13 protein-coding genes are annotated in these 23912 nt (G+C 52.7%); 3 read left to right on the top strand and 10 right to left on the bottom strand.

Annotated elements, in window-relative coordinates; genetic code table 11:
• Positions 1 to 12: 12 nt before the first annotated feature.
• A complete protein-coding gene (locus FIV45_RS03460) occupies positions 13 to 699 on the top strand; it encodes a GntR family transcriptional regulator (protein ID WP_204601969.1) in 687 nt (228 codons plus the stop codon).
• 29 nt (positions 700 to 728) lie between these two features.
• On the opposite strand, the gene FIV45_RS03455 is transcribed toward FIV45_RS03460, so the two are convergent.
• From FIV45_RS03455 to FIV45_RS03435, 5 genes are all read right to left on the bottom strand, one after another.
• Positions 729 to 2798, bottom strand: coding sequence for a TonB-dependent receptor (locus tag FIV45_RS03455; RefSeq protein ID WP_165776870.1), 2070 nt, complete (start codon positions 2796 to 2798; stop codon positions 729 to 731).
• 58 nt (positions 2799 to 2856) lie between these two features.
• Positions 2857 to 4983, bottom strand: coding sequence for a PQQ-dependent dehydrogenase, methanol/ethanol family (locus tag FIV45_RS03450; protein WP_099470973.1), 2127 nt, complete (start codon positions 4981 to 4983; stop codon positions 2857 to 2859).
• A gap of 91 nt (positions 4984 to 5074) precedes the next feature.
• Entirely contained in the window at positions 5075 to 7405 is a 2331-nt protein-coding gene (locus FIV45_RS03445; protein WP_099470972.1) for a TonB-dependent receptor, read from the bottom strand.
• A gap of 150 nt (positions 7406 to 7555) precedes the next feature.
• Positions 7556 to 8524 carry an AraC-like ligand-binding domain-containing protein gene (locus tag FIV45_RS03440; RefSeq protein WP_099470971.1) on the bottom strand — a complete coding sequence of 323 codons (969 nt, stop codon included), beginning with the start codon at positions 8522 to 8524 and terminating at the stop codon, positions 7556 to 7558.
• Positions 8525 to 8741: 217 nt separating this feature from the next.
• Complete coding sequence (locus FIV45_RS03435) at positions 8742 to 9359, bottom strand: TetR family transcriptional regulator (RefSeq protein WP_099470970.1); 618 nt, start codon at positions 9357 to 9359, stop codon at positions 8742 to 8744.
• Between the two features lie 220 nt (positions 9360 to 9579).
• Here FIV45_RS03435 and FIV45_RS03430 point away from each other — a divergent pair, with 220 nt between their 5' ends.
• A complete protein-coding gene (locus FIV45_RS03430) occupies positions 9580 to 10671 on the top strand; it encodes an efflux RND transporter periplasmic adaptor subunit (protein WP_204844793.1) in 1092 nt (363 codons plus the stop codon).
• Positions 10672 to 10696: 25 nt separating this feature from the next.
• Complete coding sequence (locus FIV45_RS03425) at positions 10697 to 13816, top strand: efflux RND transporter permease subunit (RefSeq protein ID WP_099470968.1); 3120 nt, start codon at positions 10697 to 10699, stop codon at positions 13814 to 13816.
• Between the two features lie 162 nt (positions 13817 to 13978).
• Here the strand turns inward: FIV45_RS03425 and FIV45_RS03420 are convergent, their stop codons facing one another.
• The 5 genes from FIV45_RS03420 to FIV45_RS03400 all read right to left on the bottom strand — a co-directional run bounded on the left by FIV45_RS03420 (position 13979) and on the right by FIV45_RS03400 (position 23780).
• Complete coding sequence (locus tag FIV45_RS03420) at positions 13979 to 15748, bottom strand: amidohydrolase (protein ID WP_165776869.1); 1770 nt, start codon at positions 15746 to 15748, stop codon at positions 13979 to 13981.
• Between the two features lie 54 nt (positions 15749 to 15802).
• Positions 15803 to 18232 (bottom strand): TonB-dependent receptor, encoded by a 2430-nt coding sequence (locus FIV45_RS03415; RefSeq protein ID WP_165776868.1) that lies wholly within the window; start codon positions 18230 to 18232, stop codon positions 15803 to 15805.
• A 66-nt stretch (positions 18233 to 18298) separates the two neighbouring features.
• A complete protein-coding gene (locus FIV45_RS03410; RefSeq protein ID WP_204601967.1) occupies positions 18299 to 19411 on the bottom strand; it encodes a class II histone deacetylase in 1113 nt (370 codons plus the stop codon).
• Positions 19412 to 19415: 4 nt separating this feature from the next.
• Entirely contained in the window at positions 19416 to 20888 is a 1473-nt protein-coding gene (locus FIV45_RS03405; RefSeq protein WP_099470964.1) for an amidase, read from the bottom strand.
• 165 nt (positions 20889 to 21053) lie between these two features.
• On the bottom strand, positions 21054 to 23780 hold the full coding sequence (locus FIV45_RS03400) for a winged helix-turn-helix domain-containing protein (RefSeq protein WP_099470963.1): 2727 nt from the start codon (positions 23778 to 23780) through the stop codon (positions 21054 to 21056).
• Between the last annotated feature and the right edge of the window lie 132 nt (positions 23781 to 23912).

Raw genomic sequence — 23912 nt, 5'->3', positions numbered from 1 at the left:
TGGAGGATCGGTTTGGCTAAAACTCCGGCGCAAAATAACGATACAGAAGATGCCTATGAAATCATCATGGACGCCATCGTCACCCAGAAACTGACTCCGAGTCAAAAGGTGTCAGAAAACATCCTAAGCGACATGTTTGGCATAAGTCGCACGGTCGCCCGCAACCTGATAGAGCGGCTGGCGGCCCAACAGTTTCTGGTGTCCCTGTCCCCCAGAGTGACCCAGGTCGCGCCTCTGACCTTGCTGGAAGTGAAACAAAATTTTACGTTGCGAAAAATACTACTGCCGGAAATCATTTCTCTCACCGGCGCCAAGGCCGACTTTGAAGAGTTGAACAGACTTAATCAGTTGATCGAAACTTCGCTGCCGGTCAATGACGACCTGTCCGCCCTGAAAATACTGAAAGCCAACAAACAGTTAAACCTGACGCTCTGCGAACCGGCCGGCTATCCACTGATGCAGGACTGGGCCCGGCAGCTGGAAGATACCGCCATGCGCATCTACTGGCTTTATGTCAAAACCAATAAAAAATTCCCTTATTCGAGCGAACAGCAAGGGATAATGTTTGATATCATCAAGGGAGACGAACCAGCCAGAACCCAGAAGCTGATTTATGATTCCATTGCCCAGACAGAAGAGAGAATCCTGAATGCCATATTCTCTCACGAACAATTTTATACCCAAGACCTGCTGGTCTGAGAAATACCCTGCTTCCTCCGCCAGCCTTGTTAAAAGACCGCCTTCAGACCGACGTAAAGTGACCGGGGCTTTCCAGGGAAATATCTTTCCGCGGTAAAACTGGTGAAATCCGCCCGTTCCGCGTACGTCACATTAGTCAGATTCATAATCCGGAAGAAAACACGGTAATTATCCGTCACGGTCGCTTCCGCCCGGAGATTGACATAATCATGCCCGGCATAATCATGAGCATTTTCCGGGTCAAGGTAATATGATCCCATATGCACCCATTCCAGCTCGGCGGTGAGGAAATCAACCGGGGTCCATTTTACCTGAACACCGCCGTAATGACGCGGCGCGCTGTCTACATCCCGTCTTCTGAGGTTAACCCCGCCCGTCATATAGTCGAAAGCATAGCGATGCCGGGCCAGACTGATATTGGTCCGCAGGCTCAACTGATCGCTAACCTGCCAGTCCAGCAAAACATCACTGCCGATATGGTCCGACCGGCCACTGTCGACGTTAAAATAATCCGCATCCCGGAAAATATAGTTACTTTTCTTCATGGCATAAGCCGAAATATCATAGCGCAACCGGCCCGCCCGACCCCGCAGGCCAACCTCAATATTCGTCAGACTGACATTGCCCAGATCCGCCACCTGTTGCGCTCTCTGCAACCGATAGAGTTCCGTCGCCTGTGGCGCCCGGAAACCCTGACCGAGAGTAAGGTATCCGCTATGATCGGCACTGAAAGTATAGATCAGGCCAAGTTTCGGTGAAACCCCGGTGAAATCATCGCGACGGCTTTCCGGGCGGCTATACCGGCATCCACCAAAGCCACAGACATTTCCCGCTTCGTCCGTACGCCCCGCCAGCATCTTGTTGGTATAATCATAGCGCATATGTTCAAGCCGGACGCCGCCCTGCATCTGGAGCTTTGGGGTCAATTGCCACCGGGCCTGGAGAAAAGCCGCCGCCATCAGGCTATCAACGGTATAATCATACTGGCGACCGGCGGGAATGGTAGCCTGTAAAAACGCCGATCCCGTGGTCGCCTTTTCCTGAAACTGGCGGAGCGAACCCCGGGTATATTCCACATCGGCGCCGGTAATGATTTCCAGATCGTCCCCTTCATTGAAATAAAGTCCATTTTGCAGGCCCACGCCGGTCTGGCGGTTTTCTTCCACCGGCTGACCGGGCAGGAAATGCATCAGGAACGCCATATCAAGAACCCGGACATAAGGGGTGGCCTGCCACCTTATTCCAGAGGATATTTCGGTTGAAAAACGTGACCAGTAACGCAAGGATTTCGCCCGACGATAGGCTTCCGGGTTGGGGTTGCTTTGGGCCACGTCCCGGTCTTTATAGGCCTCAAACCCCTTGATATAGCCAGCGGTTTCCTGATCAAGATTGGTGGCCATCAGCTGCGATGCGACCTCCCAGACCTCCCCTTTATAATCATGACGCAAACTTATTTTCTGCTGATCATAACCCGACTGTTCGCGAAATCCCCCGTCATGGGTTACCGTGGCCTGCGCCCGGATACCATGCCGCGCGCCCACCGTCCCGACAGACAGGGACATCCGGAGAAAATCATGAGCCCCCCCTTCCAGAGACAAACGGTCTTCTTTCCTGTCCGCGGCCGGACTTATGACATTGATAATTCCGTGCAATGCATTCGAGCCATACAGGGCTGATCCCGGCCCCTTGGTCACTTCGATCCGCGCCGCCTGCTCGGTGAAGGCTTCAAACAGCTCATTGACGTTGCAAAAACCGCTGGACCGCAGAGCGATCCCGTCTTGCGCCATCAAAAATGCCCCGCAGGCCCCCGCGCCGGTAAGGATCGGCGAGCGGATGGAGGCGAGATATTCCTGACCATTATTGCGGGCGAAATTCACCCCGGCAAGCCGCACGGCTGTTTCACTGAAATGAGTTGCATTACCAAAGGCCAGATCCTTCCCCGACACCACCGCAACAGCCCCGGCATAATCAGCCGGATCCGTGGCGCTGCGGGTCGCGGTAGAGATCACTTCTTCTACCACATCGTCCGATCCAAAGGCTGGCAGTGCGCCACCCGACAAGCTCAGAACCAGAGCTCCGCTCAGGATATATTTAAACATACTCACGTCATCCCACATTACTGTTGCCTGGCCCTGAGATCAGGAAATAATCTTTATTCTATTGGCTGAGAGAATCTGTTTTCCCCGAGATCTTCTTCAGATAATGCGCTCGCTCAATGACATACTGACGGATGTCTTCCAGTTGCGCGCCACTCAGTTGGTCCTTGAAAGAGACCATCCCATTCTCCTTCAAAATACCGTCTTCGGTAATATCAAACCACACCTCATTCTGCAAGGCGGTACTATAGCGAAGGTCGGGCAGGACACCGCCACTCACCGCCTTGTCGCCATGACAACTGCTGCAAAACCGATGATAGAGGGCATTGCCGGCCGAGACCTGACGCGGATCATTTGTCATCGGCGGCGGAGCGGGCAATTCGGGCTCCACATATTTCCAGTCCGGCAGGCTATCCCGGCCACCCAGCTTAAAGGTCAGAATACGGCTATTATTGCTGACTTTACCGGATTTCAACGCCGCTTCTCCGGCAAGCAGCGGAAACACCCCGCCCCATCCGGCAAGAATGGCCACATATTGTTCCCCATCCACGCTATAGGTCACCGGCGAAGCGACAATGCCTGTCTGTGCCGGGAAAGACCAGAGCTTGGCCCCGTTGCGCGCATCATAGGCGACAAAATAACCGGCTGCATTGCCCTGAAACAGAAGCTTGCCCTTGGTATTCAGAAGTCCGCCATTCCACGGCCCCGGATGCTGAACCCGCCATAGTTCTTTTTGCGCCACCGGGTCCCAGGCTGAAATATGCCCCTTGATCATGGACATGATCTGATCTTTGGCTTCCTTGTCATCCGGCATGGACGCCGCCGCCATATCAATCCCCAGATTAATGCCCGGCCGAATGGCTTTAAAGTCCTTATCCGGTGCATAAAGGAACGGCACTTCCTGAGCCGGAATATACATAATCCGTTCCTCAGGATTATATGACATCGGATGCCAATTATGTCCCCCCAAGGGATTGGGAAAGGCCAACCAGGGATTCTGGTAATACCGCGCCCGAGGATCTTCCACTGGGCGGCCGGTTTTGGTGTCGATATGACTTGCCCAGTTGATCGCCACATAATTTTTACCGGAAATCAATTCCCCTGTTTCCCGGTCCAGCACATAAAAGAAGCCATTTTTCGGCGCCTGCATCAGGGTCTTGCGCATCCGGCCGTCAATTTCCACATCCACCAGCACCATATGCTGTGTTGCGGTATAATCCCACATTTCCCCCGGGGTTGTCTGATAATGCCAGACATATTCCCCCGTATCCGGACGCACGGCAATGATCGACGACAGAAACAGATTGTCCCCTCCGTCCGGACTGCGCAGGGCCTGATTCCAGGGAGAGCCATTGCCAGTTCCCACATACAGCAGATCCAGTTCCGCATCATAGGCCAGACTGTCCCAGACAGTCCCACCGCCGCCCAGCTTCCACCATTCGCCGGTCCAGGTTTTGGCGGCCTCCGCCATCGCCGGACTTTCAAAACCGTCTGCCGGATTGCCCGGCACAGTATAGAAACGCCAGACGCGTTCCCCCGTAAGCGCGTCATAGGCGCCGACATAGCCCCGCACACCGAATTCGGCGCCACCGTTACCGATGATCACCTTGCCTTTGACAATCCGCGGCGCTCCGGTGATGCTGTAAGGATATTTGCGGTCAATGGTCAACACGTCCCATACCGGCTTCCCCGTCGTGGCATCCAGCGCGATCAGGCGCCCGTCCAGCGTTCCGAAATAAACCTTTCCCTGCCAGACCGCGACCCCGCGATTAACCACATCACAACAGGCGTTCACCGCCCATTCCCCCGGCACTTCCGGGTCATATTCCCACAGCAAATCCCCGGTGACCGCATCCAGGGCATAGACCCGGCTCCAGGAGCCGGTCACATACATCACCCCGTCCACAACAATCGGCGTCGCCTCCAGGCCTCTGTGGGTATCAAAATCATAATGCCACGCAAGCCCCAAATCCCCCACATTCTTGTCCGTGATCTGGTCCAGAGGACTATAACGTTGTTCATCATAGGTCCGGCCATGGCTGAGCCAATTCTGCGGTTCCTGATCGGCCGCCAGAATACGGGCGGCATCAACAGTTGCAACAGTCATATCCTGTGTTGTTTTTTCAGCACCACAGGCGGTCAAGGCCAGGGCCATCAGGGACAGAAGGGCGGATTGAACAGGTTTCATGGGAGTCTTTTACCTCATAATTCTAAAATGCCGGAAGAAGAAAAAACTCCGGATGGCGCGGGAAGAGCCACCCGGAGAGAGAGGGCCTGATTTAATACCTCAGGCGCAACGTCAGATACCATTCCCGAGGCCGCGCGTAAGTGCCTTCGGTAAAGCCCACGCCCGGCTGGTCAAAACCGGAAATCAGATAGCGCTCATCACTGAGATTCCGGCCACCGAAAACCAGATCCCAATGATCCCCGGGATGGCTATAGGTGACAGAGGCGCTAAAAAGATGCACGGCGGGTTGGGTCAGTTCCGGTGTGTTTTCGGCATTGTTATATATCTTGCTGTTATAATTCCAGTCCCCATGAAGATGCAGCGCGGCGTCATTTTCCATATCGATGGTATAATCGAGGGCCGCCGTTGTTGACCATTCCGGTGTATTGGCAAACTGGCTGTTCAGATTAATGGTGGCAAAAGGATCAGTAATCTCGGTATAGGTGGCGTCAGTATAGGCCATCCCCACATTCAGCACCAGATTCTCGGCAACCATCGCCTGAAGTTCCAGTTCCGCGCCTTTGATTTCCGCCTTACCTGCATTCACCGTGATCGGGGTAATGCCTTCCTGGTTGATCACCTGAAGATTGGTGTAATCGGTATAATAGGCTGCCCCGTTCAGGCGCACCCGCCCATCGGCAAGATCGGATTTAAAGCCGGCTTCATAGGCCCAGACCTTTTCCGGTTTAAACGGCCGCGCCGCTGGCTGCGGGTCAACCGTACGCCCGGTGAAGCCCCCGGACTTGAACCCCTTGGAGACCGAAACATAAGTGAAGAAATCTTCATTCCAGCGGTACTCAATACCAAAACGCGGTGAGGTATCGGTGATATCCAGTTCGGCGGTATCATCCGGCACCAGCAAGGCCCCTGAAACCTGATCCCGATGAACCGGGCGGTAATCCTTATTTTCCTTGGTATAGCGCAAGCCCGCCGTAACACTTAAATCATCTGTCAAACTATAGGACGCCTGACCGAAAGCGGCATAGCTGACGTTATCAACAATATTCAGTTCATCCAGATCAAGAAAAGGCAATCCGCCCAGAGGCACAAAGACGTTATCCCGGCCGTTTTCCTCGAAATAATACAGCCCGGCCAACCATTTCAACTTCCCGTCCATCGACAAACCGGTGAGTTGCAGTTCCTGGGTGAATTGCTCATGCTCGTACATGTTCGACGTATGATCCACCGTCAGGGGAGAATTATCCCCGTCCCGCCCGAATTCGGCATCAAGTGTGCGGTAGGCTGTGATCGATTTTAAATCTATCGTGTCGGTTACGGCATAATCCAAAGTCAGGGAAAGGCCGAACAGGTCCAGATTGGAAAAATTAGGCCCCGTTGCGTATGTGGTGTAGGGATCATCCGTCAAAAAACGATTATCATACGGTGTCCGGTCATTATTCGGATCAGCATCCCCGTTCAGGTTAAACGCAGGGCCGCAGGCGCTGACCGGAATAACCCCGGCAATACAGCCATTATACAGTCCCGCCAACTGGGTCGCTCCGGGGTAGGCATTCAACAGGGTGGAGGCGGCGGAATGTTCCCGTGACCGGGTTGAATCCACAATCAATGTCGCCTGCAGGCGATCAGAGGCCTCCAGAAGGAAAATCCCCTTCAGGGTGTCCGTATTTTCATCTCCCAATTCCGCATTCTGACCGATGGCCTGAGATGGATAGGAAATATCAGGACCATGAACGCCCTCGAATGGAATCCGATGGGCATAGCCATCGCGGTTTTTCGACGACACGCTGATCGAAGAATACAGTTTGTCGGCCATCAACGGCACATCCACCGACATCCGCACGTCACGCCGGTTAAAATTACCAAGGGTCACTTCGCCTTTCAGGGCAAATTCTTCCCCCGGCTTGGCGGAGACAATATTGATGGCGCCGCCGATGGTGTTGCGGCCAAACAATGTCCCCTGGGGACCTTTCAGGACCTCTATCCGTTCCAGATTGAGTAGATCAACGATCCCGCCCACGGAGCGCGCCACATAAACCCCGTCGACATAAAGCCCGACACCCGGATCAATGGTCAGCAGGAAATCGGACTGACCAATGCCGCGAATAAAGGTGGTGGCGGATGCGGAACTTCCGGTCAGCGCCGAGGTGAAATCCATAATCAGACTGGGGGTGTAATCACCGATCTGGGAAATATTGGTCAGGCCTTTTTTCTCCAGCGCATCCGCCGTAAAGGCAGACACCGCAATCGGCACATCCTGAAGACTTTCCGATATCTTCCGGGATGTCACAACGACCTCCTCGAGCGACATCATTTTTTCAGTGTCGGCAAAGGCCTGCCCCGTTTGAGGCATTGCCAGAAGCAAACTTGAGGCGAGGACAAGGCGTGAGGCTGACTTGATTGTATGGCTTGTGTAATGACGCATAAAAAACTCCCTGTATGCTAAATAAGCCCCTTTGGCAGGGGCAGCTTTTTGGTTATCGGTCCGACAATGACATGCCCCAAGGGTTCCTGCTCCACCGAGAGGGGTTAAAAAACTTATCTGAAAGGGAAAGAGATATCTTTTGACCGGGGGTCAGTTCATGTTATTGCGAAGACCATTGCGAAATTCTCTCGGCGACGCCCCGTATTTCTCTTTAAAAACCCGAGAAAAATGAGTCATGCTGTTAAAGCCCAGAGCAAAAGCGATATCGGTTATTTTCAAATGGCCTGCGCCCTGTTCTTCAAAACGCGACACGCATTCTTCCAGTCGCCGGTTGAGCATATATTGGCCGACGGTTTCCGTACCGGAACCGAATTCGGCGAAAATACGGTGCATATACCGGGGGGTAATTTTTAATATCCGGGCTATTTTACCGGGGCTCAGGTCCGGGTCCGACAGATTATAATCAATAAATTTCTTCAGTTGCTGATACCGCAACCGGCGCACCGATCCTGACGAGATCACCTGACTTGTCTGTTCCTGATAGGAGGTAGCCAGCAAATCAAGCATGTTATGGGAGAACTGCCGGTTGACGCTCTCGCTGTTGGCGACATTCTTCTGATCCCAGAACCCGCGCAACATTTGGGACAGAAGGCCACTGATACGTGTCTGTCCGGAAAATTTCAGACCGGCGATATCCTCGGGATTCATCAATCGTGCCTGCAAGGCCTCATAGGGGATACGCATAACACCCATGGTGATGGGATCTTCAAACTGAACACTATAGGGGGCTTCACTGTCCACCAGGGTAAAATCCCCGGCTTCGAGACAAACTTCCCGACCATGCTGAACATTGCGGCTTTTGTTCGCCAGTTGCAAATGCAGAAGGAACACCTTCTCCGTTGCCTTGGACGCATGGTGCGATGTATGAAAAACCTTTGAACTGGTTGTTTGAACACGGGCATAGGTCAAATCCCCCAAAGGGGTCGAGATCAGCTCCGCATCAATCTCTGACATATCCTGAAAATCTGTCACCAGACCGGTGAAGGTTTCACATATGGCATCATTCCAATACTCCCGCCGCAACTTCGGCAATAACCCCTTTGTCGAGAATACATTCATTTCACACTGGTCCCATCATGCACAGGATCAAGAGGCTATTTTTAACTCTTCATGATCGTGCAAACCCTATATTTTCAGCAAACGTTCAGATTTGTTCTTATTATGCACTTATTATACATATTAAGAAAACACAAAACTTATCTGAGAGGGAACACAGCCTAAAATGCTTTTCTTGTGGCTCATCCGCGCCAAAGCATTCAGATCACCAGGAAATTTCCTATCGCTTATACACCCCGAGAAAGAAAACCTTCATCAGAGGTTCTGCTTCCTCCGACATGTTGAAGGTTTTCGGATGAAGCAGGTAATCATGAACAATGCCCCCCAAATAACAGGTTAATCCCCTGGTGAGGCTCTTGGGCGGTACCTCCTCTGAGATGTGGCCTTTCCTCTGGGCTCTCTCAAAATACTTCTCAAACAGGGAAAAGCTTTTCTCTTTCAGTTCAATCTGGCTGTCCAACACGGACGCCGTTTCCCCCGCATATTCGCACTTGAGCTTGAAAATCGTCAATATCTGTCGCTTCACCGGATCTTCTTCTATTTGTATCAGGGTGTGGACACAAAGATCCAGAAGCTGCTGCAAGGGATCGGGGTGATCCGTCTCCAGGTCCCGCAGGATGGATTCCGTCAAAGGTTTGTGCAATTTATCATGCAGCGCGCAAAACAAATCCTGCTTGTTCTTGAAATGCCAGTATACCGCCCCCCGCGTTACCCCGGCCTCTTCTGCTATTTCTTCCAGAGTCGCCTTCGTAACGCCCTTCTCCATAAAGATCTGAGCCGCCGCCTTGAGGATATCTTCCCGTGTTTCCTGCGCGCCTTCCTTTGTTTTCCTTACCATTTCCGTCTACCCATCCTCCATCTCAATTTTATTTTTATTATTTTATTGCAATGCAATTGATCCTCACTACATTACATGTTAACACCTCTTACATACATACATGTATGTATAATGGACCATATTGTAGTCCAGAGCAATAACATAAAGGTTTCGCGCAATGTCAAAAAAGAATATCCTCTCCCTCCTGTTTTTTGGGGCAGTCCTGCTTCTGGGATTTTGGATGTTAGGCGTTTCAAACGGTGAGAATGCAACGCCCCCTCCTGCCAGGGCACAAACCCCGGTAGAAGTTACTGTCATGGCGCTTGTACAGCAACCGGTGAACATCACCGAAGAGTACCCCGGTAGAACCCACGCCTACAAGATCGCTGAAATTCGCCCCCAGGCAACCGGCATTATTACGGAACGCACCTTTGAAGAAGGCAGCCTGGTGAAAAAGGGGCAGCAGCTCTATCAAATTGATCCCGCCACCTTCAAGGCGGCGCTGAACCAGGCTAAAGCGGACCTGATCAAAGCCGAAGCCAACCATCGCGCGGTTAAGGCGAAGGCTGGTCGCTATAAGGAGTTGGTCAAATCCAACGCCATCAGCGGACAGACCTATGACGACACCATCGCAGCCCTGGAAGAAGCCGCAGCGGATATTATCGTGGCCAAATCTGCAGTTTCCACCGCAGAAATAAGTTTTGATTACACCAGAATCCGGGCCCCCATATCTGGCCGCATTGGAAAATCAACCATCACCCCCGGGGCACTGGTCACTGCAAACCAGCCCGCGGCGCTGGCGACCATTACCCAACTCGATCCTATTTATGTCGACATGACACAGTCCAGCCGCGACCTGATGAGCTTTCGTAAGCTGGTGCAGGATACATCTTCGGTCAAACTTGACCTGCTCGATGAGATGGGCCGCACCTTTTATGATCAACAGGGCACCCTGCAATTCTCCGAAGTCAACGTCAATGAAGGCACTGGCACGATTATGCTCAGAGCCTTGTTCGCAAACCCGGACAGCCAGCTGTTGCCCGGCCTTTTTGTCCGCACCCGATTGAACCTGCCTGCGATTGAAGGTTTCCTCATTCCCCATCAGGCCGCCATTCGAACCCCTGATGGCGGGCTTGTGGTCTATATGGTCGACAACAATAATGTAATTGTCCCCACCCTCATACAGGCAAGCAGAAGTGTTGGAAACAGCTGGCTCGTCACCACCGGTCTTGAAAACGGGATGCGTATTGTCACGGAAGGTTTCCAGAAAGTACGCGCCAAAATGACCGTTTCACCGGTTCTCGCACAAAATACCTCCGCAGTTTCAGATTAATCCACCCGGCAGGAGCCCCTATCCCATGTCCAAATTTTTTATCGACCGGCCTGTATTTGCCTGGGTGATCGCCATCATCATCATGTTGGCGGGCGCACTGTCCATTTTCCAGTTGCCCATTGAACAATATCCCAATATTGCGCCCCCCGCCGTGTCCATCTCCGCCAATTACCCGGGGGCATCCGCCCAGACACTGGAAAGCAGCGTCACCCAGGTCATCGAACAACGTCTGACCAGTCTGGACAAACTGCGCTATTTTACCTCCAGCAGTTCTTCTTCAGGATCCGCCAGAATTACCCTCACTTTTGAGCCCGGCACCGATCCCGACATTGCCCAGGTACAGGTCCAGAACAAATTGCAGGCCGCCCTGCCTCTCTTGCCGCAACAGGTGCAGAATCAGGGCGTGACAGTGACCAAATCAAACGATTCAATTCTGCTGGTTGTCGGGTTCTATTCCGAAGACGGTCAGATCAGTCAGGCAGAACTCGGCGATCTTCTGGCCTCCAAGATACTGGACCCTTTGTCCCGTATAGATGGGGTTGGCAGCACCCGCCTGTTTGGCACTTCCCATGCCATGCGCATTTGGCTGGATCCCTATAAATTACTCAGTTATTCCCTGACCACAGCAGAAGTCGCCAGCGCCATTCGGGCGCAGAATGTCGATATTTCAGCCGGGCAACTCGGCGGCATGCCTGCCGTCAAGGGGCAACAGATCAACGCGACGATTACCGCACAGTCCCTGATGACAACGCCGGAAGAATTCAGTCGCATTGTCTTACGGGTTAATCAAGACGGGTCCCGTGTTCGCCTGTCCGATGTCGCCCGGGTGGAACTCGGCGCCGAGAGATATTCGACCATCGTGCGCTATAAACGCCACAACGCATCCGGTATTGCTGTCAACCTGGCCACAGGCGCCAATGCCCTGGACACCGCAGACAGAATTAAAACAAAGATGGAGGAACTCAAGAAATTCCTTCCGGAAGGTGTCAAAGTTGTTTTTCCTTTTGACACCACGCCCTTTGTCGAGGCCTCCATTAAATCCGTGGTTCAGACCCTGTTTGAAGCGGTCGGTCTTGTATTTCTCGTGATGTTCCTGTTCCTGCAGAATTTTCGCGCCACCTTAATCCCCAGTATCACCGTGCCTGTGGTCCTGCTCGGCGTCTTTGCCGTCTTGGTGGCCTTTGGTTATTCCATCAATACACTCACCATGTTCGCCATGGTTCTGGCGATCGGTCTTCTGGTCGATGACGCCATTGTCGTGGTGGAAAATGTGGAACGGGTGATGAGCGAGGAAGGTTTGTCCCCTCTGGAAGCCACCCGCAAATCGATGGAACAGATTTCCGGTGCCCTGGTCGGCATCGCGCTGGTGCTGTCTGCCGTGTTCGTCCCTATGGCCTTTTTCAGTGGCGCGGCCGGCGCAATTTATCGTCAGTTCTCCCTGACCATTGTATCGGCTATGGCCTTGTCTGTGCTTGTTGCGTTGATTCTGACGCCAACCTTGTGCGCCACAATCCTGAGACCGACCAAAAACCATGGCAGTGACCGCAAAGGCTTTTTCGGCTGGTTCAATCGCGGCTTCAATAACGGGCGCGACAAATATGAAAAAGGCGCCGGTTACATGGCCAAACGCGGCTTCCGGTTTATCGCCATCTATGTGGCCCTTCTCGTAGGCCTTGGATATTTCTTCACCCAACTGCCCACGTCTTTTCTGCCCAATGAAGACCAGGGATCCATGTTTATGATGGCCAATACGCCGCCAGGATCAACGGCCGAACGCACCCTGGAAACCGTCAAAAAAGTTGAAAATTATTTCCTGGAGAGTGAAAAGGATAACATCGCCCACATGTTTACCGTGGTCGGCTTCAGTTTCTCCGGTAATTCACAGAACGCCGCGATGGGGTTCATCAACCTGAAAGACTGGTCACAACGCCAGAATCCCGGCCAAAGCGTTTTTGCCATTGCCGGACGCGGCATGAGCGCCGTTTCCCAGATCAAGGATGCCCGGGTCTTCACTTTCTACCCTCCGCCCATCCGGGAACTCGGCAATGCATCCGGGTTTGACTTTCAATTGATTGACCGGGGCGGTCTCGGTCATACGGCCCTGACACAGGCCCGCAATATTCTTCTGGGTATGGCGGCGCAAAACCCAAAACTGGTCGCCGTGCGGCCCAACGGACTGGAAGATCAGCCACAGTTCAAACTGGACATTGATCAGGAAAAAGCCTCGGCGCTCGGAGTTAATATCGCCGACATAAATCAGACATTGCAAACCGCATGGGGATCGTCCTATGTCAATGACTTTCTGGACGAAGGCCGGATCAAAAAAGTATATCTGCAGGCCGATGCCCCTTACCGCATGAAACCGGAAGATGTCGATCTCTGGTATGTGCGCAACAGCGTCGGTGAAATGGTGCCCTTCAGCAGTTTCAGTACGCCCCATTGGGATTACGGTTCGCCGAAACTCGAACGGTTCAACGGGGTTGCCTCTGTCAATATTCAGGGACAGGCGGCCCCCGGGATCAGTTCCGGCGAGGCCATGGCCGAGATGGAACAAATGGCCCGGCAACTGCCCCAGGGCGTTGATTTCGCCTGGTCAGGCCTGTCTTATGAAGAACAGTCATCCGGCTCGCAGAGTGGCCTGCTCTATGCATTATCCGTGCTCATTATCTTTCTCTGCCTTGCGGCCCTCTATGAAAGCTGGTCTGTTCCTTTTGCCGTCATTCTCGCCGTTCCTGTCGGCGTCATCGGCGCTGTCATCGCCGCCATGGGTTTTAACCTGAGCAATGACATATACTTTCAGGTCGCGCTTTTGACAACCATCGGTCTGACTGCAAAGAACGGCATCCTGATTGTGGAATTCGCCAAGAAACTTTATGAAAAGGAAGGTATGGACCTGATGCAGGCGACGCTTGCGGCGGCCCGCTTGCGGTTTCGCCCGATCATCATGACATCAATGGCTTTTGTCCTCGGCATTACCCCTCTCGCGATCTCGAGCGGCGCCGGATCCGCCAGTCAGAACGCCATTGGCATTGCCGTGATCGGCGGTATGCTCGCCGCAACATTCCTGGCCATTTTCTTCGTGCCTCTGTTCTATATCATGGTCCAGAAACAATCCACGAAGATGAAACAGCGGCTAACCAAGTAAAATCCCCATCAGAGGCGAGCTAAAATCCTATCTTTAGATTTCTGAATGTTGTCCTGCAGGACTGAAATAATATGACGCCCCAGCCGCCTTCTTGACAAGGCGACGGGGGCTATTTTCTGGAACTGTAATAAGCGGCTTAACCGTATGAAGCAGGATAATCCCCTAAAAAGGCCTGGTTTTTTCCATGACGCTCTGATGAACGATTTTGCCTTCAAAAAAAGTCATATCAACTTTTGTTTTGGCAATGTCGGTTGCCTTGATGCGGAAAAGATTTTGGTTCAGAACAACAAGATCTGCTGACTTACCTACCTTCAGTGACCCGGATGTCTCCTCGATGCGCAAGGCCCTGGCCCCTTCAATAGTGAAAATCCGGAGGGTCTGTTCCAGAGTGATGGCCTGTTCCGGCCACAAGGCTCCAGCCGTCTTGTCATAAGGGTCCTGCCGGGTAATCATGGCTTCAATGCCAATCCAGGGATTGAGCGACGGCACCGCCGCCGGCCAGTCTGACCCGGCCAACACCGGGGCGCCCGCCTTGAGAAGATCGCGGATTGGCCAGTAATGCTTGCCTCTTTCCCCCACCGCATCAAGCACCGACTGTATAATCGGCGACGGATGCCAGATATAGGGCGACAGGTCAGCCACCACATTCAGTTCTTTGAACCGCGGAATATCGGACTCCGCCACATAACCGGCATGGGCCAATTCATGACGCAAATCCGATCGCCCCGTAATCTTGTGAGCTTTTTCGATGGCATTCAAGGCTTCCTGCACCGACCGATCGCCTGCGGTATGAATCTTGACGGTGAAGCCTCTTTTTTCCAATTCCGCCACATCACGGGTCAAGGTTTCCTCATCCACATGGATCAGCCCTCTGTAGTTGGCCGGAAAATGATCATGGGGCCGATAAGGGGCCAGCATCGCCGCGGTACGGGACGCCGTCGGCACCCCGTCATTGGTGATTTTCACAAACCGGGTGTCGACATGATCCGATGCAAATGTATCACGCAAGCTTTCTAGACGGTCATAATCCAAAGACACTTCCCGGTGACCATAGGGGGTTGAAATCGCCGCCGCCACATGAATGGATAAATCTCCGGCCTTATCCACATCATGATAGGCTTTGAGGATAGGATCGCGGGAAATGGCGTCCTTGATGCCGGTGATGCCAAACTGATTGGCCAGCCGGGTCATTTCCCGAACCCCGGCCTGATATTGGTCTTCCGTCCAGTCAGGTAATTGTTTTTCCATCACCGTCTGGGCTTCTTCCAGCAGCAGGCCATTCGGCGCCCCGGTTTTTGCATCACGGATAATTTTCCCGCCTGCGGGGTCTTTGGTGTCCTTGGTCATACCGACAAGCTTCAGCGCTTTGGTATTGGCCCAGCCGTTATGGCCTGAATCATCACTGAAATAGACGGCTTTATTGCCGGAATATTGATCCAGCCATTTCCGGGGCGACGGAATATCATTATTCTCAAAGAAATTACTGTCCCAACGCCCGCCGACAATCCATTCCGCCGAAGGATTTTTCTCGACACAGGCCGGCAGAATACGCGCGATATCTTCCGCTGTGGCGGTAAATTCAAATTTACAACTGAACAGATTGGCAATCGCCCCTTCTGTCGGATGGCTGTGACCGTCATTCAGTCCCGGCATCACCATCCGTCCCTTCAGGTCAATAACCCGGGTGGTGGGAGATTTCAGTTCGATGATGTCTTCTGTCGCTCCCAGAGCCATAATTTTACCCGCCCGGATAGCCAGCGCACTGGCCGTCGGCTGATCTTCTTCCATGGTATGGATCGCCCCATTGACCAGAATGGTGTCCGGTGACGGCCCGACGGTTTCTTCTGCGGCAACAGGGCCACTTAAACCCGCGATGGCCAGAAAGAGACACAGGAGGCGAGCGTCGATAAATCTTGGTAATAACGTGTTCATTTTTCTATCCCTAAAGGGGCATGTCGCTGACATGCCCCGACATGACGTCACTGATTAAAAATCGTAAGACAGGGTAATCCCGAAGGTCCGCGGCATGCCGACGCTTCTGACATAAGGACCATTACCGCCGGTGTAGGCTGCCGGATAGTAATATTCATTAAACAGATTGCGGCTCCAGACCATGACTTGCCAATTATCCCGGGACAGGGTCGCCCGAAGGTTGGCCACCGTATAGGCGCTGGTGGCGTCTTCAAGCTGAGCCCCGCCGGTGGTCTTGTCCTGATAGTTCACATCACCGCCAATTTTCATCATCAGGCCCGACGAGATTTCCCATTCATAATCAATGCCCGCATTCAACTGCCATTTAGGTGTCATGGCCAACTCTCTGCCTGAAGCGTCAAATGTCACAACCGTAGGCCAGCTACTGTCATTTGAAGTGGCCTCCCATTCAAGGATTTTGGAATTGAGATACGCCGCCCCGAAAGATACGAACCATCCTTCCGCCGGGGCCCATTGCATATCCAGTTCTGCGCCATAAATCCGTGATTTCGGCACATTGGTCAGGCCACTGATGTTGCCAACAAATGTCACCGCCAGATCCTGTTCCTGCTTATTCTTATAATCATAATAGAAGCCGGACAGATTTAATTGCATCGCCCCTTCCAGCAGCGTCGATTTTATCCCCACTTCATAGGAATTAACCTCTTCCGCACCGTAAGATTTAAGCTGTTGCGTCGTGTTTGAGTTTGCCCCGTTAAAGCCCCCCGACTTAAAGCCGTTCGAGAAAGTGGCATAGAGCAGCAAATCATCATCAAGGGCATAATCAAGACCCACCTTAAACATCCATTTATTGGTTTCGATGGTTTCTTCATACACATGGAAGGCATCATTAATATTAGGGCTTCCAATCACACCAAAGACGTATGTCGGCGAGGCTGGATCATCATCAATCGTACTACAGGCGCCGGGGGATAAGGTCGCCCCGAAAGCAAAATTCGAGAACCCCGCCAGTGACCCGTCCCCGGCATCAAAGGTACAGCCCGACCAGCTCCGGTCTTCTTCGGTATAACGCGCGGCCAGGGTGACCCGCAATTTATCCGTTACGTTATATTCCACATGGGCAAAGGCCGCCTGTGAGTCTGTCTTCTGGTTATATCTGGTATGCAGTTGCAAGATCGGCGCGAACTGGAAGGGAGAGATGCCAAAGGCGATTGAGCCATTGCCGTACACCGAGTCAGACATAAAATAATTATACAATTCATCCATCTTGTCTTCGGAATAATAGGCCCCCACAATCCACAACATCTTATCTGTTTGTCCGGTCACCCGTAATTCCGAGGAAAAGACTTCCAGATCCGTCGTATTGATGTTTCCTGAATCATTGGCCGCCATCCCGTCCCAGTCATTGGATTCCACCCGGTCAAATTTGTCATAACCGGTCACGGACGTCAGACTGATTTCCTCGGTGATATCCCAGTCCAGTTTGACAGAGGTTCCCTTCAACTGATTGTCCCGTTTGGGACGCAGGTTGAAGACAGTCCCGGACGCATCGGTATAGGAATTTGTCCAGTCCGCCGCCCGGTTGTCACCGGTTGAATACCAGGGCGGAGTTTCCCCACTGACCGCATAAGGAAATAATTGCTTATAAGGCGCGCTGAATTCATCCAGTCCGATCAAGCGGCCATCATACACTGTATTGGCTTTATTTTCAGACTGATCATTGCTGTAATGCACATTCAAAAGCAGATTGACGGTTTCGCTCAATTCAAAATTGACCAGCCCGCGCAGGGAATAAATATTTTTCTTTCCCAAAGTATCGTCCCGGGTCAGGCTTTTTTGCCAGCCTTTCCCGGACTGGGTCGTTTTGAAGGCAAGCCGTGCATTCACGCCTTCCGCCACCTGTCCATTCAGATAGCCTTCCACATCCAGCGTTTCAAAACTGCTGAAGCCGACTGTTATACCGGCCCCGGTTTCCGCCGTCGGCTTCTTGCTGATAAAGTTGATCTGGCCGGCCGTGGTGTTACGGCCATATAAATCCCCCTGAGGCCCTTTCAAGACTTCAACCCGCTCCAGATCAAACACAAGCCCCCGGCTCATCACCGAATACGGCATGGAAACCTCATCAAAATACAGCCCCACCGTGGAAGAGGCCGCCGTGGAGTAATCCTGAAACCCAATCCCGCGAATGGTGTAAAGCGGGACGCCCGTGGCGGCCGTTTCGTTGACCGTCAGACCGGGGGTGATCTGGGCAATATCCTCGGAAGTGCTGATCCCGCGTTCTTTCATGATTTCGCCGGAAAAAGCATTCACCGTAATCCCCACATCGTTGATGCCCTGTTCGCGTTTCTGGGCGGTGACCGTGATTTCTTCCAGCATCATTTGCGCCGATGCCGGGGCCGACAGCCCCAGACCGCCGACACAGAGCGCCGTTGTCATGAATAAAGTGGTGTATCCTGAAAATCGTTTTGAGTTGTAGCTGTTCATTGTTTCTTCCCTAATTTTAAGCGTTTTACATTTCATCATTTTAGTAAACCGGTCCCCCAAAACAATTCAACCGGGCAGTTTGTCCAACAGATGTGTCGCAGAAGTAATGACCTGATCCTGGTGCGGTTGCAGGTCCTGCCCGGCAAGCGCCTCGAACAGGGCCATAAAAGGATCATTTGTTTGCGTTTTGATGCCGCTCAGGCTTTCCATCACGGCCAACCCAAAGAAAGGAACCGTCGCGTCATTATAGCCACCTTCATGGCACATCACGAGACGGCCAGCGCACAATTCATCCGCCACATCCATCAGTTTACGGGTGAGACTGCGATAGCCTTCGCTATGCATCATCATCCGCCCCAACGGATCATGGGCCCCCGCATCAAACCCGGAAGGCACAATAATCAGTTCCGGTTTGAATTTCTGCAGCGCCGGAATGATTACCCGGTCAAAGGCTGCTTCATACGCCCCGACGCCGGACCCCGCCGGCAACGGAATATTGATATTATAACCGGCGCCCTCTCCTGCGCCGTTATCCGCCATATCGCCACTGTCCGGCGGAAAACATCTGTCCTGATGAATCGAGACGGTGAGTACAGAAGCATCCTCCCAGAAAATCTTCTCCGCCCCATTGCCGTGATGCACATCCCAGTCCACAAATGCGATGCGGTTGAGGCCTCTTTTGGCCTGGGCATATCTGGCGGCAATTGAGGCATTGGCGAACAGGCAGAACCCTTTACCGATGTCCGGCTCGGCATGATGTCCCGGTGGCCGGACTAGGGCATAAGCGTTATCAATTTTCCCGTCCAACACCGCATCAACCGCCGCCATCACCCCCCCGGCCGCCAAGGTTGCAATATCAAAAGCCCCCTTGCTGAACGGCGTCAGCATACCGGCATCGCCTCCTGTTTCTGCGCTCATGGCTTTGATCCGGGACAAATAATTCGGGGTATGAACCCGAAGAATATCCTCTTCCGTCGCGTGATACGCGTCCACCTGATGCAGTTTTTGATACAGTCCACTCACCTCTAACAGGTTTTTAAAGCGCCGTTTGGTCTCAGGATTCTCCGCGTGAGTGCCCGGCTGGATCGGATCACCGGGCGGCATAACCCCGGCGTAGGTGCCGGTATCGTGCCACATGTATATTTCCTGCCAGACAAAGCCTGTTCTGTTTGACGTCATTCTTTTATTCCTTACCGGATGGAGTGGTATATGAATCAGTCCATAGACTGATCTTGGGGTGACGCGCCGCCCACGGCATGGCCCGTTCGAGTTCTGCGGACAGACGGAAGAGAACATCTTCCCGTCCGGCCCTGCCGACAAACTGCGTGCCAATGGGCAAGCCGGAGGCCGACATGCCAAGCGGCAATGTGATCGCCGGTTGCCCGGTCAGGTTGAACAGTGCCGTAAAGGGAGCGATGGAAAAAATATGATCCGTCCAACCAAAGGCATCAAGACCGGGGTCATTGGCGTTATACGTCCCGATTTCTTGCGGTAACAAGGCTGTCGTCGGGGTGATCAACACATCAAATTTCCCGAAAAACCGCGCCACATCCCGACTGATCATATTCATGGTGGCAAAGGCTGAAACCATATCAGTCGCCTTCAGGCCAAGACCATACTGGTGGCTGGCCAGGGTCGTGGCTTCCAGATAATCGTTCGTAATCGGACGTCCCGTCATTTCACTGATCTGGGTGATCCACTGGGCTATATTGGCGCACCAAAAGGTCACGGTAGCATCCCGGAAACTGCTATAATCGAACGTGGGACTTGCCTCTTCGACATGATGCCCCATATCAGCGCACATCAATGCCGCCCGTTTTGTGCTTTCGACGATTTCCGCATCGACATGAGATCCGGACCAGGCCTTGCTGGTAAAACCGATGCGCAAGGGTTCACACTTCCGGTCAAGTTCCGACAGATAGGGCCGTTCGGGTCGAATAATCGCATAAGGATCCCCAGGGGACGGTCCTTCCGTTACATCCAGAACCGCGGCGCAATCCCGCAAACTGCGGCTGACCACATGTTCAATGCCAAGTCCGTTCAGGCCATCCGCCGCATCCGGGCCGATGGTGGTGCGTCCCCGGCTTGGTTTTAGCCCGACAAGACCACAACAGGCCGCCGGAATACGGATTGATCCTCCGCCATCATTGGCATGGGCCACCGGAACAGCCCCCGCCGCCACCATGACCGCCGAACCGCCACTGGACCCACCAGCCATCAGTCTGGGATTCCACGGATTGCGCGTCGGGCCACTAACGACGGATTCCGTCGTCGAACAAAAACCCATTTCCGGGGTGGTTGTCCGGCCTAACGGAACCAGCCCGGCATCAATATATCTTTCCGCCAGATACGTGTTATGGGGGGCAACGATTCCCTGACAGAGACGCGACCCCATCTCACTCCGGCGTCCTTCAAGGTGCAGGATAAGATCCTTTACCAGAAAAGGCACCCCCGCAAAAGGTTTGTCCTGCAAGGCGGGAAGGGATAAGACGTCCAGCTGGTCATCAAAACATTCAATAACCCCGTTAAGTTCAGGATTCAGTCTCTTGATCGCCTGAAGCGCCAGATTCGCCAACTCTCCGGGGGTGACATCATTTTGCCTGATCAGCTGGGCAAGCCCCAAAGCATCATAATGACAATATTCCGATAACTTCATAACGTCTCCAAATTCTTAAAAAAGAAGGGCGCCAGATGCGGGTCTGGCCCCTGAGTTTCTTGATCAGCAGGAGATGACGGTACCAAAACGGAAAAGAGAGAACCCGACCCGAAAGGAGGGGGGCGGAAATATATTTCACCCCCCCAAAAGGAGGGGACGGGGTTTTTAACCCACCAGTTTGAGCTCCTGTGCAGCCAGAACGGCCGAGGTGCGGTTGTTGACACCCAGTTTCTCAAAAATATTCTTGATGTGCCACTTAACGGTATTTTCTTTGATTTTCAAATGCCCGGCGATTTCGGCATTGCTTTCCCCGGACGCCAGCAACGACATGACATCCAGTTCCCGCTGACTTAATTCTTCCAGCAGCAGATAATTCATCGCAGCAGAACCATCAAGAACGGTCTTTTTATGCACCCCTTCACTCAGACGGTTAAGATAGTTCTGATCTTCTGTCCTGCACTTCTGATCCGTCCGCACCGCCTGTACTAAAGGCCCGATTACGGCGCCTTCATCAAGAAAAACACGGACAAAGCCTTCAGAGCGCCCCAGTTCGATTGCCTGCCGGAAAGATTGTCGCGCCACATCCTTTTCCTGCTGTCGCCATGTTATCAGGGCTTTAAGGATCAGACATTCCATAATGCGTTTTGTGCGTCCAATATCTTGCGCCAGCTTCAGCACATGTTCAATAAGCCGCAAGGCATGATCATCCTCCCCAAGCGCAATCAGCAATCGTATTTTGAGCAATAGCTTTAAACACATCACCCGGTCCCATCTGGACAACTGATAATCTTCTGGCAGATCACTGACCGAAATGGCCGCCAGCCCCGCCCGGGCGATGGCTTGGGATAGCTTTTCCTGTTTCAACAAAAAGCGCACAGACTCATAATCCGTCAGAATGGCCAGGCGGTACAATTGATCATCCCGACATATAATGCGGGCTCTTTCCAGTTGCTGCCAGGCCTTTTCCCCTTCCCCCGCATTCTGCAAAATCCGGGCGTATGTACATAGTCCCAGAATGGGGGCTTCCGCCTGTCCACATTCAACAACCCTGTCAATATTCTGTTCCAACAGATTTTGTGCTTCATCCAGCCTGTTCCATTCATACAGAACCGTTCCGCGATAAAGACGCGCATTCGCCACCCCCGTCGAATGCGGCGCTTCATCATTGCTGGTCAAATTCTCGGCCTGAAGGAATAGTGCTTCCGCCATATGAAGACGGCCCATCGCTGCTTCGTTCATCCCCATAAAGCAATCGGCATACAAAATACCGTAAGGAGAATTCACCCGTTCATGGCATTGCCGTGCCTTGATAAAAGCCTGCCGCGCCTGATCAAACTCGCTCAGGGCGTACCGGGCGTACCCCAACATATTATACATTGCCCCGACATTAAAATGATCCTGCTCGGCTTCTGTTTTCAGGAATTCCTCGCATAGATATTTGGTGCGCTCGACATCATCAGAAGCCGTCGCCACGCCAATCTTCAATATCTTTATTTTTGTTTGAATAGTGCGCAGTTCCCGCCCGGAGAAAAAACCTTCTCTGGTTTGGCGATCGACAATCGCCTCCACCCGATACGCCGCGCTGGCCGCCTCTACGGGACGGCGCATATGAAACAGGGCCATGCACAGATACAAAGGAATTTTATATCTTTCATCCGCGATATGGGCGGGAATGCGGGTCAACCAATCTTGCAGCAAAGGCATTTGCCCCCGCATCACAAATGTCGCCGCATGCTCTTCTATTAGAGAGGCGGCCAGGTCATAGCTCCTGGCTTCCAGCGCATATGTCACAGCCTCGGTGACAGAGCCATATTGCAGGAACCATTCACTGGCCTTGAGGGTCATTTCTTTTTTGAGATCCGGGTCAAGTCGTTCAAGCCGGGATTGCAGGAAATCCTGGAACAGGTGATGATACCGATACCATCCATGCGCCGCATTCAACGACGTGATAAACAGATTTTTATCTTCCAGTTCCTCGAATATCTCCTGGCTGTTGTGGATGTTCATCATCCCGTTGCACACCTCGGCATTCATCCTGTCCAGGATAGAGGACCTGAGAAGGAAGTCCTGTATTTCCTGAGGTTGATGAACAAAAACATCTTCCGCCAGATATGTCGTGATATCTCTGAAATTACCAGAAATAAGTTGCATCAGGTCTTCTTCATGCCGCTTGTCCTTCAGGACCAGTGACACCAGTTGAAGGCCTGCAATCCAGCCTTCCGTCTTGCTTTGCAGACGCGAGATCAAGGTATCGGTTAAATTCAGATGATGGGTATCCCGAAGGAAATCACGTGTTTCCCCGACGGAAAACCGCAAATGGAAATCAACGATTTCCTGCAGTTCATTTCGCGCCTTAAGCGACGAAAGCGGCAGATCGGGTTTGCTCCGGCTTGAAATCACCAACCTGAAATTGATCGGCGCATGCGATAACACATAATCAATGATCGCCCCTATTTCAGGACCATTCACCAGGTGGTAATCATCCAGGAACAGGATGATCTGATCCTCGATCCCGGCCATTTCATTAATCAGCGCGGTCAATACCCGCCTCACACGGTTTTGGGTCTGGCTTTCCAGAATCACGACCGCCTTATCCGTCGGGATGATGCTGTTCTGCTGAAGGGCCGCGATCAGATATTTAAGGAAACGCACCTCGTTTCTCTCGTCCGCGCCCAATGAGATCCAGCTTCGTCTTGCATCCTCTGCACAGTAATCCTGATAAAGCGACGCCATCAACGTGGTCTTGCCAAAGCCCGCGCCTGCGGAAATAAGCGTCAACCTCTTTGCCGAACTGGAAAAGACGCCGGATAAAAGAGATGTACGCGCCACAAGCGCCCGCCGAAGTAAGGGCGGCGCCAACTTGGTCAGGATAATATCATCGGATAAAGCCACTTAAACTTCCTGCAAAACATACGCCCGCTGTAAAAGGTATAGGGAGAATACAATATCGTCAAACCAGAAAATATTTTTACCATCAATTCACGGTTCGGGGATGGGGCAGAATTAACCGGCCAAGGTGCCCCT

The organism is Paremcibacter congregatus (assembly GCF_006385135.1).
GTDB lineage: Bacteria > Pseudomonadota > Alphaproteobacteria > Sphingomonadales > Emcibacteraceae > Paremcibacter > Paremcibacter congregatus.
Note: the sequence above shows the minus strand (reverse complement) of the source record. Positions and strands in the feature narration are given on the sequence as shown.